This window comes from Neobacillus drentensis (genome assembly GCF_036962125.1).
In the GTDB taxonomy this organism is placed as follows: domain Bacteria; phylum Bacillota; class Bacilli; order Bacillales; family Cytobacillaceae; genus Neobacillus; species Neobacillus drentensis_B.
On the sequence record NZ_JBALOA010000014.1, the window covers coordinates 185740 to 199366 of the forward strand.

The 13627-nt window shown below is 37.1% G+C and carries 18 protein-coding genes; 6 read left to right on the forward strand and 12 right to left on the reverse strand.

Going from position 1 to position 13627, the window contains the following annotated elements:
- Positions 1-43: 43 nt before the first annotated feature.
- The 4 genes from V7121_RS12605 (at position 44) to V7121_RS12620 (ending at position 2956) form a co-directional block, all read left to right on the forward strand.
- Positions 44-250 (forward strand): YqgQ family protein, encoded by a 207-nt coding sequence (locus tag V7121_RS12605; RefSeq protein ID WP_335496376.1) that lies wholly within the window; start codon positions 44-46, stop codon positions 248-250.
- Between the two features lie 14 nt (positions 251-264).
- Complete coding sequence (locus V7121_RS12610) at positions 265-1236, forward strand: ROK family glucokinase (RefSeq protein WP_335496375.1); 972 nt, start codon at positions 265-267, stop codon at positions 1234-1236.
- A gap of 186 nt (positions 1237-1422) precedes the next feature.
- Complete coding sequence (locus V7121_RS12615) at positions 1423-2550, forward strand: hypothetical protein (protein ID WP_335546898.1); 1128 nt, start codon at positions 1423-1425, stop codon at positions 2548-2550.
- An 88-nt stretch (positions 2551-2638) separates the two neighbouring features.
- Positions 2639-2956 carry an MTH1187 family thiamine-binding protein gene (locus V7121_RS12620; RefSeq protein ID WP_335496372.1) on the forward strand — a complete coding sequence of 106 codons (318 nt, stop codon included), beginning with the start codon at positions 2639-2641 and terminating at the stop codon, positions 2954-2956.
- Between the two features lie 52 nt (positions 2957-3008).
- Here V7121_RS12620 and V7121_RS12625 read toward each other — a convergent pair whose 3' ends face one another.
- Positions 3009-3185, reverse strand: a complete 177-nt coding sequence (locus tag V7121_RS12625) for a DUF2759 domain-containing protein (protein WP_335496370.1) — start codon at positions 3183-3185, stop codon at positions 3009-3011.
- 207 nt (positions 3186-3392) lie between these two features.
- On the opposite strand from V7121_RS12625, the gene V7121_RS12630 reads away from it, so the two are divergent.
- Positions 3393-4028 (forward strand): MBL fold metallo-hydrolase, encoded by a 636-nt coding sequence (locus V7121_RS12630; RefSeq protein ID WP_335496368.1) that lies wholly within the window; start codon positions 3393-3395, stop codon positions 4026-4028.
- Between the two features lie 171 nt (positions 4029-4199).
- On the forward strand, positions 4200-5291 hold the full coding sequence (locus V7121_RS12635) for a class I SAM-dependent methyltransferase (protein WP_335546738.1): 1092 nt from the start codon (positions 4200-4202) through the stop codon (positions 5289-5291).
- 39 nt (positions 5292-5330) lie between these two features.
- Here V7121_RS12635 and V7121_RS12640 read toward each other — a convergent pair whose 3' ends face one another.
- The 11 genes from V7121_RS12640 to V7121_RS12690 form a co-directional block, all read right to left on the reverse strand.
- The gene (locus V7121_RS12640; RefSeq protein WP_335496366.1) at positions 5331-5573 is read right to left on the reverse strand and encodes a DUF2626 domain-containing protein; all 243 of its coding nucleotides are present in this window, start codon (positions 5571-5573) and stop codon (positions 5331-5333) included.
- Between the two features lie 83 nt (positions 5574-5656).
- Positions 5657-6355 (reverse strand): helix-turn-helix transcriptional regulator, encoded by a 699-nt coding sequence (locus V7121_RS12645; RefSeq protein WP_335496364.1) that lies wholly within the window; start codon positions 6353-6355, stop codon positions 5657-5659.
- A gap of 230 nt (positions 6356-6585) precedes the next feature.
- The gene (locus V7121_RS12650; RefSeq protein WP_335496362.1) at positions 6586-6771 is read right to left on the reverse strand and encodes a YqzE family protein; all 186 of its coding nucleotides are present in this window, start codon (positions 6769-6771) and stop codon (positions 6586-6588) included.
- Between the two features lie 47 nt (positions 6772-6818).
- Positions 6819-7262 carry a competence type IV pilus minor pilin ComGG gene (gene comGG / locus V7121_RS12655; protein ID WP_335546740.1) on the reverse strand — a complete coding sequence of 148 codons (444 nt, stop codon included), beginning with the start codon at positions 7260-7262 and terminating at the stop codon, positions 6819-6821.
- Positions 7202-7687 carry a competence type IV pilus minor pilin ComGF gene (comGF, locus tag V7121_RS12660; protein WP_335546742.1) on the reverse strand — a complete coding sequence of 162 codons (486 nt, stop codon included), beginning with the start codon at positions 7685-7687 and terminating at the stop codon, positions 7202-7204. The genes comGG and comGF overlap by 61 nt, the downstream gene beginning before the upstream one ends.
- 260 nt (positions 7688-7947) lie before the next feature.
- Positions 7948-8388: a competence type IV pilus minor pilin ComGD gene (comGD, locus tag V7121_RS12665; protein ID WP_335496356.1), complete on the reverse strand. Its 441-nt coding sequence runs from the start codon at positions 8386-8388 to the stop codon at positions 7948-7950.
- The gene (comGC, locus tag V7121_RS12670; protein WP_335496354.1) at positions 8388-8702 is read right to left on the reverse strand and encodes a competence type IV pilus major pilin ComGC; all 315 of its coding nucleotides are present in this window, start codon (positions 8700-8702) and stop codon (positions 8388-8390) included. The genes comGD and comGC overlap by 1 nt, the downstream gene beginning before the upstream one ends.
- 20 nt (positions 8703-8722) lie before the next feature.
- Positions 8723-9757, reverse strand: a complete 1035-nt coding sequence (comGB, locus tag V7121_RS12675; protein ID WP_335546744.1) for a competence type IV pilus assembly protein ComGB — start codon at positions 9755-9757, stop codon at positions 8723-8725.
- Positions 9741-10823, reverse strand: a complete 1083-nt coding sequence (gene comGA, locus V7121_RS12680; protein ID WP_335496351.1) for a competence type IV pilus ATPase ComGA — start codon at positions 10821-10823, stop codon at positions 9741-9743. The genes comGB and comGA overlap by 17 nt, the downstream gene beginning before the upstream one ends.
- A gap of 170 nt (positions 10824-10993) precedes the next feature.
- Positions 10994-11785 (reverse strand): YqhG family protein, encoded by a 792-nt coding sequence (locus V7121_RS12685; protein ID WP_335546746.1) that lies wholly within the window; start codon positions 11783-11785, stop codon positions 10994-10996.
- Entirely contained in the window at positions 11763-13451 is a 1689-nt protein-coding gene (locus tag V7121_RS12690) for a DEAD/DEAH box helicase (RefSeq protein WP_335496348.1), read from the reverse strand. Before V7121_RS12690 ends, V7121_RS12685 begins: the two co-directional genes overlap by 23 nt.
- Between the last annotated feature and the right edge of the window lie 176 nt (positions 13452-13627).

Below are 13627 nucleotides of genomic sequence, written 5' to 3' on the forward strand. Positions count from 1 at the left end.
GTATTAATATATCACTCTCAATTAAAATACTAGGAGATATAGGATGAAAACTATTTATGATATTCAACAATTTTTAAAGAGATTTGGAACGTTTATTTATATTGGTGATCGAGTCGCAGATCTTGAATTAATGGAAATGGAACTAAAGGAACTGTATCAATCACAACTAATCGAACCAAAGGAATTTCAAACAGCATTATTAATTTTGAGACATGAAATTCAATTTCAAAAAGAAAAAAGTCAAAAATAAGTTAGGTGATACTATTGTCAACAAAATGGATTGTTGGTGTCGATCTTGGTGGGACAACGACTAAATTAGCTTTCGTTACATTTGATGGCGTAATCGTTCATAAATGGGAAATACCCACGGATAATACTGATGAAGGAAAAAACATAACGATTAATATTGCAAAAACAATTGATGAAAAATTAAATGAACTTGGTCAAACAAAGGATCAGTTGATAGGAATCGGTATGGGGGCACCCGGACCGGTTAACTATGAAAAAGGCATCCTGTTAAATGTAGTAAATTTAGGCTGGCCCGATAACTATCCTCTTAAAGAAAGTCTTGAAGCAGCAACCTCACTTCCAGCAGCGATTGAAAATGATGCTAATTGTGCAGCGTTGGGTGAAATGTGGATGGGGGCTGGTGGTGGAGCGAAGGACCTTGTATGTGTCACCCTCGGTACAGGAGTCGGCGGGGGGGTTATTGCCGGCGGCAGGGTCGTACAGGGTATTAATGGTGCAGCAGGCGAAATTGGCCATATTACAGCCGTTCCAACAGGTGGCGGTCAATGTAATTGTGGGAAAACAGGTTGTCTTGAAACAGTGGCATCGGCGACAGGAATTGTTCGTCTAGCTCGTCTGGAACTGGCGAAGGGGTTAGAAAGTGAACTATCAGCAAAAATGACTGAGAATGGGACCTTTACAGCAAAAGACGTCATTGATGCGGCACGTAATAATGATAGATTGGCAAAATCTGTAATGAATGAGGTTTCTTTTCACTTAGGCTTCGTATTGGCTAGTATCGCCAACACACTTAATCCAGAAAAAATTGTTCTTGGCGGCGGTGTTTCGAAAGCAGGAGAGTTTTTATTAAACCCAGTAAAAAGTAACTTTGAAAAGTATGCCTTTTCAGCGGTCCGTGACTCCACTAAACTTGCTCTAGCTACTCTTGGAAATGATGCGGGAGTATTAGGTTCTGCCTGGCTTATTAAAAATAAATTAAATCAATAGAGTCAAAAGAAGAACCCGCAAATAATGCGGGTTCTCTTTAATATCTTCAACATAAAGTTTAATATTGCAACCTATGGCCTCTTTTATATTTTGAAAAATTTGTTATAATATTGAAACAATATTGTTAAATAAACGTCTAATTTTTAAGTGAGAATAAAGAGAGGAGGAAATATTGATAAATTGAAAGTGAACAAGAGTAATTATCCTACTTTTCTGGTCCTCTATTTATTATCTGTAATCCTCATCTTAGGTGCATGCTCCCAAAAGGAACAAGTAGAAAAAGAAGCTCCCATTAATAAAGAAAAGTTGAAATCTCGAGATATCTCAGACCTAAAGCAATGGAAATTACCAATTTCCATCCCTGAAGGTGAATTTTCCCAACTCGCCGGCTGGATTTCAGGGAACCAAGTCCTCTTTACTACAAATCTAGAAAAAACTTCAAATGTTTATCGGTATGATTTTGTCACAGGTAAAAGTGAAGTAATATATAAAAGTGAATATCCGATTGTCAAAGTGCGAATTGCGCCTTCAAGAAAACATATTTTAATCCATGCCTCAAAGTCATCCACTGAAGGACTTGTTACTATTATCGATACGAGCGGAACAGTATTACTTACCAAGTCGTTCCCATCCTATGAATTAGAAGTTGAATGGAATCCGTATAATGATTCTGAGTTGTTAGTGTCAACTTTTGCAGAGGATTGGAGTTTTAAAGAGTTACTTTTAGACGTTCAGAATGCAAAGATAACAGAACTCACCTTGGCTCAACCTTTTAATAAATGGATTGATAACGATAAGATTGCCTTTATTGATTGGGATGAAGAGAATCCTTCCTTTTTTGCACCGCTTATCGAAAGAAATTTAGAAAACGCAAATGAGAAAACACTGCTCCCTGCAGTCATTGATTTTTCAGTCTTTCCTGATCTGCTAATGACAATCTCTGTAAACGAACAAAACCAGTCTTTGTCTAGTTATTCATTTTTTAATAAAAAAATGAATCAGCAATTTAGTTTTTCTATGCCACAGTTAACCAAGTATTCAGATTGGCTCATTCCTTTTTATGACTATAATGAACGGAGAAATCAATTTATTACCTTTAGTCCACTCTCAAGCGGTGAGGTAGATTCTTATACAGATGGTTTTCAACTTTTAGCATATAATCTTAAGAAGGGGACTAGCACATTGATAATGGATGGTTTAGAAAATGTGCCAATTAGTGTTTCTCCAACAGGCGAAGCTCTCTTATACGGGAATAGGTTGGAAAAAATGATTGACCTCGGGACCAAGAAAATATATGAGTTGATAAAAGAATGACACGATAATTGTGTCATTTTTTTTGTATTATCTCCTATTATGATAAAATCACGTTGATATTAAAAATTATAAGAGGATGGGATTATTCGTGGCAATTGTCGATGTAACAGTCATACCAATTGGAACAGAAACTCCGAGTGTTAGTAAATATGTTGCAAGTGTTCAAAAGGTTTTAAGAAAATATCAAGAAGAAGGGAAAATTCGCTTTCAATTAACTCCAATGAATACAATTATTGAAGGTGAATTGCCTATTCTTTTCGAAGTCATCCAAGATATGCATGAGGTACCCTTCTCAGAAGGAATCCAACGGGTCGCTACAACGATTCGTATCGATGACAGAAGAGATGTCAAGCGGAGTATGGAATATAAAGTAGAGCGGGTAACAAGCCTTTTAAATGAGGAGTAAAGTATTTCCCTATAAGTAAAAAAGACTGCCACATGGCAGTCTTTTTAAGTTCTTAGTGAGTTCCTGTAGGAAAACCAGATTCAACAATGGTCATAACTGTAAACCAGCCGAAAACCAAAAATGATGCTACACCCCAAAAGGCACCTAAGAAGTTTTTATTCTTTAGTGCTGAAAATCCACCGTAAGCAGCAAGGATGGTTACGAGAGCAAAAATAATGACTAAACCCATGGAAAATCCCCCTTTTCGTCACAATCAGATCATACTTAAACATTTTAAAGAAAATTATGTACCTATATTATATACATTCGTTTCTTATTTTATATTTTTTTCTTTGATTTGTCGAGAGCAAAAAAGGCGCAATGCAATTGTAATCTTTCTTCTTGCTTATGTATTAGTGTAAAATAGTGATATCGTAATTTATTGGAGGTACACAAAATGAAATGGCAACAAATTCCTTTAGGTCCGCTTCAAACGAACTGTTACATAGTTGAAAATTCTGATCGCACCTGTTTAATTATCGATCCTGGCAGCGAAGCGAAAAAGCTGATTAATCTGTTGAACAATCGAAAACTTAAACCTCTGGCCATTTTCTTAACCCATGCGCATTTTGATCATATTGGCGGGGTCGACGAAGTAAGAGCTTTTTATCAAATTCCCGTTTATCTTCACAAACAAGAAGAAAAATGGCTGGGCGACCCGGTATTAAATGGTTCACAAATGTTTATGATTCAGGATTCAATAAAAGTAAACCCTGCTGATCATCTCATTAAAAATGAGGGCACCATGAAAATTGGTGATTTCGAGTTTAGTGTTTTTCATACCCCTGGACATTCACCAGGCAGTCTTTCTTATTATTTCGAAAGGGAAGGATTTATCCTCTCAGGCGATGCGCTATTCCAAGGAAGCATTGGACGGACTGACCTCCGAGAGGGGAACGAAGCACAGTTATTAAAAAGCATTCATGACAAGCTGCTAATCTTACCAGAAGAAACCTATGTATTATCTGGTCATGGACCTGTGACAACAATAGGTGAGGAAATGGATAATAATCCCTTTTTGAATGGTTTTTAGATTTTAGATCTGAAAGAAAACAAAATAGAAAAACCCTTCTCCACATTGAGAAGGGTTTTTCTGGGGGATATTCTATTCTAATATGGGAGGGGATAAAGTTTAAGCTACTATCCTAACAATATTATAAAGTTTTCACTATGTCAATAGTGTTTATTCAAAAAAGGAGCATATATGAACACATTTTTAAAAGCTTTGATTACTAATTCACCCAATCAGTTAATAACCTACGCTGAGTACATGGGAGCAGCTTTGTATCATCCTGAATTCGGCTATTATATGAAGAATAAACAAAAGATTGGACGTGAAGGGGATTTCATAACAACAAGTAATATTTCTGATTTATACGGAAGAATGATGGCTAAATGGTTCTCTCACATTTGTGAAAAGTTCCATCTATCGCCTGTTTTTTGTGAAGTAGGAGCAGGTAATGGGCGCTTTGCAAGAGCATTTTTACAGGAATGGAAGGAATCGATTCAAACCCCAATAAAATATATTATTGTTGAGAGCAGTCCTTACCACCATAAATTACAACAGGAATTGCTCGGGGCAGATTTTTCATTTTTCCAGGTTGAGAGTCTTAATGAAGTTGGTGCATTTGAAGGCATGGTTTTTTCCAACGAACTCTTTGATGCCTTACCAGTTCATGTAATTGAAAAGCAAAATGGAGTGCTGTATGAAATAATGATCGGGATTCGAGAGGATGAATTGTATGAGCAAATGGTTCCCTTAACAAATTCAGACATTCAATTCTTTTTACAGGAAAGCCAGATTGAATTAAAGGAAAAGCAAAGGATAGAGGTTCCGTTAGCACTAAAGGAAATGGTAAGAGATTTTTCTCGGACATTGACAAAAGGAATGGTCGTAACAGTGGATTATGGTTATACGAATGAGGAATGGATGCACCCTGGAAGGTCAAAGGGGAGTTTACGAGGATATTATCAGCACCAACAGGTGGATGATGTCTTGCAGCACCCCGGCGAAATGGATATCACCACCCATATTCAATTTGATTATCTTATTCAAATAGGTCAACAAGAAGATTTAGACCTATTAACAAAACACAGACAGGATGAATTTTTATTAAAAGTTGGTATTTTGAAGGAATTAGAGAACCACTATGATCCCAACCCATTTTCCGAAGTAAGTAAACGGAATCGAGCGATTCGCAGCTTAATTATGCCATCAGGGATGAGTTCCTTTTTTCATGTGGTTATCCAGCAAAAAGGCCTTCAATTTAATGCAAATGATATTTTTGCAGAATAAAAAACGCCGGAATTTATCCGGCGTTTTTTCAAATACTTTTTATTCCGCTACACCAGGTGTCATCATGAACGTTGTCCAATAAGTGAAGCCTGCGAAGAAAATTGTTAAATATGCTCCGAATACCCACAAATACATGCGCTCGGATAATTTAAGATAACTAAGTAGAACGAAAAAACCTGTTTGGGCTAAGAATAACATTGCTGTTTTATCCATATCACCTAGAAAAAACATTACTGTAAAAATGCCCGTCCAGAAACCACAAACCCTGAACATGCGATCCATATGTATCCCTCCTTTTACCCTACGATACCATCATTACAATATTATAAAGTAAAAGGAGGTATAATGTAAATAATGGTTTCGAATTAGTTTGATACTAACGCCTGATAAGAACAAGTTTCACAGCCTGATATAATATTGTCCTTTTCAATCAGCTCAACGGATTCAAATAGTGCGCCAAACATTCCTTTAAGGAACTCATGGTGCATACTGCAAACTGTTTCCGAATGTTCTTCTGCCACTTCTTTAAAAGGACAATTAAAAATTTGGAAATAGATCTTTGTTTGATCACCGTTTGCTTCAAATTCAGGATAAAAGCCAGCAAGAGTTGCAGCGCTTTTTAATATTGTTAGCTTTTGCTCAAATTCTAATTCTTCACCTAAAGCTCTTTTTGCTTTTTCTTGATCAATGACTTCTGTACCAAATCGTTTGCCTGTCAAAAATAGTGCTTCTTTTCCAACTTCTCCAAGGGAAATCATTGTTTGAATGGCAACTTTAGATAAAAGCATGTAGTCACGGAATGGGAAATGCAGCTGAATTACATCGTCTGATAAACGATACAATCTGCTTGGTCTGCCGCCTTTACCAGTTTTCTTTGTTTCTGATGCTAACATATTCACATCTTCCAGCTTCGATAAATGCAATCTTGCCACATTTGGATGAATATTAAAGTTTTCTGCCACCTCTTGAACTGTTACTTCTTGATGACGTTTAGTAATGTATTGATAGATATAGTACCGTGTTGGATCTGACAAAACGTTTGTTATCTTTAATGTTTGTTCCATCACTGTTCACCTCGGACCCCCATAATTTATTCCCATTATAATACAGCCCTTGTAACATGGGAATGAGGTTAACAATGTTAACACTATATGTTTAGAAAATGTTCACAATTTGCGTCTTTTTATTGTAACAATATAATAAAAGGACAGCCATATATGATAAAATAGTTTATTGTCAATAGCCTAATTATAGTTATTTTGGAAAAATAATGACCATAGTAAAACCAGCGTTGTTACATTTTTCGACGTTTTACTACTTCAAAATAGAGAATGTATGGTAGAATTCCAAACCAACGATACCAAAAGGAGGCTTTAGTTTCTTTACGCTCTATCCGCATCCTTTTGCGTTCATCCTTCGGTTGATCTGCATATTTCACAATGGTCTGGGTCATGTACTTAACATAGTCATTTGTTTTCATGGACACACCTGCCTTTAATTTTCATCAACAAGTATGTCCATATTTGCCTATTTAAATTCAAGCCATTTGGTTAATCGCTTGGTCCTTGTATCAAAGTATCCTCTTCCATTGGCAGTGACTTTACCTATATTAAGCTGCAAAGTAAAATTGACTTTTTGAGAATACCCAATAGGAGTTTCCGACTGGTAATCCATAGTACCCTTCCCAAACTTAAACGTTCCTTTGATAGGTAAGGTGCCGCTTTTTTGGAATATTACTTCCACTTTTTTTACAGACGATAAAAAATAGTACTCCTCTAGCTGGATAATTTTCGTTTCCTGTGCCATTTTCCTCCCGGATAATAATTGTTCAACTCGCCCTGAAAAAAATAACAAAAATAAAATTAAGAGGCACAAAGTAAGTGGGTAGGTGAAGCCTTTTTCATTATTTTTCATGGGAGTGGCTGTCCATTGACAAAAGGGAAGGCTGTAACAGCATAATCTCTTCCCCATAGGTCAATGACCTTGATATTTACTGAGTTGTTACTAATTGTGAAAGAATGTTGTGCTACATTTTGGAGTATTACTTCATGTCCTGTGGAATTCACACGCCGCCTAAGACTGGTTCCGTATTTTTCATATTGAATGGTTTCAGAATCCTTTGTTAGAATTAACCGGTTAGAGAGTAGTTCTGCACGGGTAGACAGCCTAATTTCCTTCTTAATTTGGCTTGAAAAAACTTCCCACTCCATGGCTTGCAAGTTCTTCTCGGCATCCTTATTATTCACTGATATTTGGAATACAGGTGTGGTAAAAAAAATGATTGTTAAGAAAATCGAAAAAGCTATGAGCGCCTCAATAAGTGTAAACCCTTTTTCATTCAAGGTACCCACAGACTTCAATTTCAGACAGGAAAGAACTTTTTTCAATTCTGACACACACCTCCTTTTGACCAGTCAATTCACTGTCATTCCAATTAATCTTATATTCAATTCCATTCTGCATCGAGGTGTATTTTGAATTAGCTGGTATGCTGATTAAACCTGCCTGTAATTCTTCGTACAACAACTGTCGCGCCTTATTTTCTAATTCCAGAAGTCGAGATTGGTCTCTAAGATCAGTCAATAGCGGTAGTAAAAAAAAACTGAGCAATAATAAGGCTGATAAAGAAAGTAACAGGTCAAGCAAAAAAAATCCTTTAGAACTCCTTAACATAGAATCGTCCCTTTCCAATCAAAACCGTTAGCTGATAGGTTTTACTTGTGGTTTGGATATGTAAGGTACCAAACTTGTTCACATTGCCGTCTCTTAGGAATTTAAAATATAGGGGAATTGTACCTTCGACGAAATAAAAATTTTTTGAATAATTACGTTCGATTATTGGCGGGAGCTCGGGTCTCCCTACCATATAATACCTATACTGCTCTGGTAGAAAAACAACGGATACATCATATTGACGAGATATAGCATATTGTTGTGAATAATATAGGTCGGCTTTTAGTTGTGTTAAAAAGGCCTCATCCTCAAGGACCGAATGCTGTGGTTTTAAGGAGAAAACTGTAATTGAGGAGATAATCATAAAGATGGAGAGAACCAACAAGGACTCAATTAAAGTGAAGCCGTCTTGATTGTTTTTCATTATGGAGTGGTTACTTTTGCTGTTACAGTACCTTCAGAGTCTATTTCAACTATCTTACCATTTGGACATCCCTTCGCATCTTCCTTTATATATCCTTCACTCTTAAGTTCTGCAATTGTCGGTACCTTGTTTTTGTCCATTTCATAGGCTTCAACTTGAGCTTGGACCATTTTTACATAGGCGTCACAGCCTTTATTGTTGATATTAGTATTATGCTTGGCAACGTTTGGAATGGTGATAATTAACAGGACAGATATCACAAGCATGACAATCATCATTTCTATTAAGGTAAAACCTTTTTCATTGTTTCTCATTTTGACTAACCTCCCATTTTTTATATTCCATCTAGTAGGTGGAACATCGGTAAAAGAATTGCTAAATACATAGAAACCACCAGGAATCCAATAAAAACATATAAAATTGGCTGGATCGCTGATAATCGTTTTTCAATCATTTCTTCCATGTTTGTGATACAGTGCTTGCTGAAAAATAGTAATTCCTGTTCTAATTTCCCATTTTCTTGACCATGTTTTACAATCATCGGGAATTCACTTTCAAAAAATGACAATGCGGTCAAAATTGTCTCCAGTCTTTCTCCGGTAATTAGCTTACTCTTAATCATTTTAGCTAAGTGACTATAAAAAGGATGTCTGAGATTTTGTTCAAAGAGTAGCAGTGCTTCAGATACCGATAAACCACCGGATAATAGGAAGCTCAATTGAATGGAAAAGTAATGGGTAAACAGCAATTTGAGGATTCTGCCAACAATGGGGAGCCGGACAAGCAGGGCCCTTTGTCTGAGGACGGAGAGCTTTCGAAAAACAAGTAAATAATAAGCGGCTCCACCAAATAGGGTAATTAGCAAGACACTAATAACCACTGGGAAATAACGGTCGAATGCATAAATGACATTCATGAAAAAATTTGCTTCGAGACCAAGTGATGAAAAAAGAGTTGTGAACCTTGGCAGTAATGTATTTTCGACGAAAATGAATAGAAAACCGGTAATAACTAAGAGCACTGCTGGATACTGAAGCATCTTAAAGAGTTTGTGTAAATCTTTATCCTTTAAGAGGGCAAGGTCACTTCCTTCTAACAGAGCATCCGCAAAGCAGCCATGCTGTTCTGCGAAATAAACATAACCTACTAAGTCTTTGTGAAAGTCAAGTTTATTTAATGCATCGTGAAACGGCAAGCCTTTTTTTAATTCTTCTAAACAATCATTAAGTTCCTCCTTCCTTTTTGATGGTAATTGTAATGCTATGGATTCAATTGCTAGAGCAATTGGATACCCCCTTGCCAATAATTCACCAATTCTTCTCAGAAAATTAGCTTGTTCATTGATTGACCATTTATGACGATTCATCATTATATACCAAACGTTCGTACTCAGATTCTTGAATATATCCAAGGGCGATCCCTTTGTTAATCACTTCTTTAATCGTGCGGTAATTTGTTTTGACCGATTCTCCTTGGGCTGCTTTCATGACTCCATGTAAATTTCTGCCCGCTAGTAGCTCAAATACACTCGCACGTTTCCATCTTCCATAGGAATAACATATGGGTGAGCAATCTCCCTCACAAAACGGGCAGGTTAGTTCCACCAACCTCTGGGCCGTTATTGCAATAAGAGTCTGCTCGACTTCCAACCAATTTACACCAAATTCCCGGAGGCGATAAACCGCTCCTTTTGCATCGCGTGTATGCATGGTGGAGAGGACAAGATGGCCTGTTAAGGCAGCTCTTACAGCAATCTTCGCTGTCTCAGCATCGCGGATTTCTCCGACCATAATAATGTCAGGGTCATGGCGAAGAATCGCTTTTAGACCAGAAGCATACGTTACACCTGCTTTTTCATTCACTTGTATTTGTAGGACGGAGTCATAGTTTTTCTCAATGGGATCTTCAAGAGTGATGACGTTGCGATGAAATAAGTGGGCCGTTTCATTTAAAAGGGAATAGAGTGTAGTTGTTTTGCCGCTGCCTGTTGGCCCGGTGAAAATGATTAAGCCATGAGCATGTTTGAGTAGGGCGAGTAGTTTTCGTGTCATGGATGGGAACAGTGAGAGTTGATGAAATGGGATTTGTTCTTGCTGTGGAAGGAGCCGGATGACAAGACTTTCGCTGTTATTAGAAGGAAGTGTGGAAAGCCGTAGACCCATTAAATGTCCGTCGACCTCACAAAAGATTGCTCCACTTTGAGGCCGTCTTCTTTCGCCGATATCCATATTGGCTGTGAATTTAAAATGTGAGATTAATCTGTCGCATTCATCTTTTGGAAGGGATAGTCGAGGAATAAGTTTGTTGGTTAATCGAATTTGGACAAGTGTGTCTTTCTTCCTTGGGATAATGTGAATATCTGTTGCCTGGTTTCGTGCCGCATCTGTAATGATTCGATTCGCTAAAATTTCTATCGCGCTAACAATGGGTACCACCGCCTTAATATTTTTACTTTGGTTAAATTCGACAGGGTTCTACCTAATCCTTTTTTATTTTCAATAATTTTTATATTTTCTGCCAAATAATTTAGGGACTGTCAATAAGTTGTCACAAAAGGGTGTCAGGTACCATGTGGAATTTTCACATGGTACCTGACACCCTAATTTTATATCGCTTTTTCAGTTAGGTAAAAAAGGCCGCCGTTGATGAAGGAAATGGATATTTTTGGTTCGTATTGTTCTTTTAGGGCTAGTTTTTCCGTTTCATAGTTTTCATTTTCTTCTTCAACATCTTCGTAAAAATGGTTTAAAAGTTTTAAATCTTGCTCCCAGCGTTCTCTTGCTTCCTCTGCCCAAGAGTGGTCATCCTTCTCAATCACCGAGGTCAGATAGGTTTCAATCCTCGTCATTCCACTTTGGGGCCTTACTAAGGGCGATAAAGTAAAAGAATAATCCGGTATCTTGGGTGTTAATGGAATTTTCATGAGTCTATCATGGAAATCTTCAATCATGGTACCATTGATGAGTTGCAAGCCGATGGACTTAAAAATATCGCGTTTTCGATCACATTGATAGGAAATTTTAACATTCATACATAGCCATGGTAGTAAAGGGGTCTGCTTATTTAGGTGCTGATGATTTTCATAAAGCCGCATGTAACTGGCTAATTTTTTCGCCGAAACAAAAATTTGGTGAAGACGAGGAGAACCAAAATGAATGATTTCCCCTTTGATATTTTCAGGAGCAGTATCCTGATTGGTAATAAAGCTTAGCCTCATCGGATTTGGTATTCCGCCCGTTTTTTCTAAATAGTGCCAATAAAATGGCCGGTTCATTAATTCCTTGTCCAGTTCCACGGTTAACTGGACAGTCAAGTATCCGGGACCATTTTCAACGATTGGACATTCATTGGCCTGAAAATAGTTCAATAAAAAATTATGAATTTCCTGCTGCTGCATGAGAATCTCCTTTCTTCATCGATTCTGCAAATTCAATCATTGATGTGAGATTTTCCATTTTGATCCGCATTTCTCCTTCAGATGAGGATTGTCCAAAAATATCTATCAAATGGTCTTCAATATTGCCAAATTCCAGCTTTGTTAAAATATCGTCAAGTTCTCCAATTACCTTTTCGAATAAATGGATTTTCTCATATAGAAGTTTTAAAATGTGTTCTTCAACCGTATTCTTAATCGCGAAGTTATAAATCATGACATCCTTCTCTTGGCCGAGACGATGAATACGCCCGATGCGCTGCTCGAGCCGCATTGGATTCCACGGCAAATCAAAGTTAATGATATGGTTGCAAAATTGAAGATTAATTCCTTCGCCGCCCGCTTCTGTCGCAATCAGGACTTGTGCATGCTTCTGAAATAATTCTCTCATCCAGTCTTTCTTTCCACGTTTAAAGCCGCCGCGAAAGGGAACAGATGAAATACCGTGCTGCTTTAAATACCATTGTAAGTACATTTGTGTTGCTCGATATTCGGTAAAAATAATTACTTTATCATTTACTTTTTGAATCAATTCTAAAGCTTTTTCTGCTTTAGAATTTTTCTGAACCGCTTCGACCTTTTTCATTAAGTACTGAATTTGTTCCTCAAAAGCTGGGGTAGGGTCTTCCTTTTTTTGAAGCATGTTTTTTAAAGTATAAAATACGGCTTCGCGGCTGCTGCATGCCTCACGCTGTAAGGTCATGACTGAGAATGAACTTGCCTGTGCCCAATTCCCTTCACTTTTTAAATCGGTGATGGACTCGTAAAGGTCTTTTTCTTCAGGGCTGCATTCAATGGGGATCGTTTCGACATGCCGTTTCGTCCACTCGATTCCTGTATCAGCGCGGCGATTTCGAATCATCACCTTGTTTACTAATTCTTTTAAATGCTCATCATCATTTAATGACCTTGCATCACGTTTGTACTTTTCATAGAATGCCGTTTCGCTCCCTAAATGGCCGGGTTTTAATAATGAGACTAGGTTGAAAATTTCCTCAACCCGGTTCTGGATCGGTGTCGCAGTCAATAATAAACAAAATTTCTTTTTTAGATTTTGAACAAATTCGTAGTTTTTTGTTTTGTTATTTTTTAATTTATGTGCTTCATCAATAATGATTAAATCATAGTCTTGCTTGAAGATGATGTCTCGATGTGGATTACGTTTCGCCGTATCAATAGACGATACGATGACATCACATTGTTCCCATACATAGCTTTTTCGTTGTGAGACAGCTGGAATGAAAAACTTGCTATTTAACTCGCTCGACCATTGGGTAACTAAGGAAGCTGGAACAAGAATTAATACCTTTTTTACCAATCCGCGAATCATGTATTCTTTTAGAATTAACCCAGCCTCAATCGTTTTTCCTAATCCAACCTCATCAGCAAGAATGGCTTTCCCGTTCATATTTTCAATGACTTGTTTCGCTGTTTCGAGCTGGTGTGGGAGAGGGGTTAAGTTGGGTAAATGACTTGGTGCCAAAAGCCCTTTAAAATCTGGAATAACAAGATGTTTTTCTACACCAATTGCTAGTTTAAAAAGATCCCAATTCCCCCATGGACCGTCATTTTCAATTCTATGTAAAAAATCATCCTTCCAGGAGGAATCAAATTCAATTTCAATCGACATGGTTTCAGCTCCTACTGTGCAATTTTTTATCTGTATGCTTTTCTAATAAAGTTATTGCTCAATGTATTATTTTAATGGTAGGATGATAATAGCTTTGAATGTTTTAAATATTTTAATAAGGTAATTTATTTTATAAGTATAATTAGTATGACCAATTTGGATAATATTATAATGCG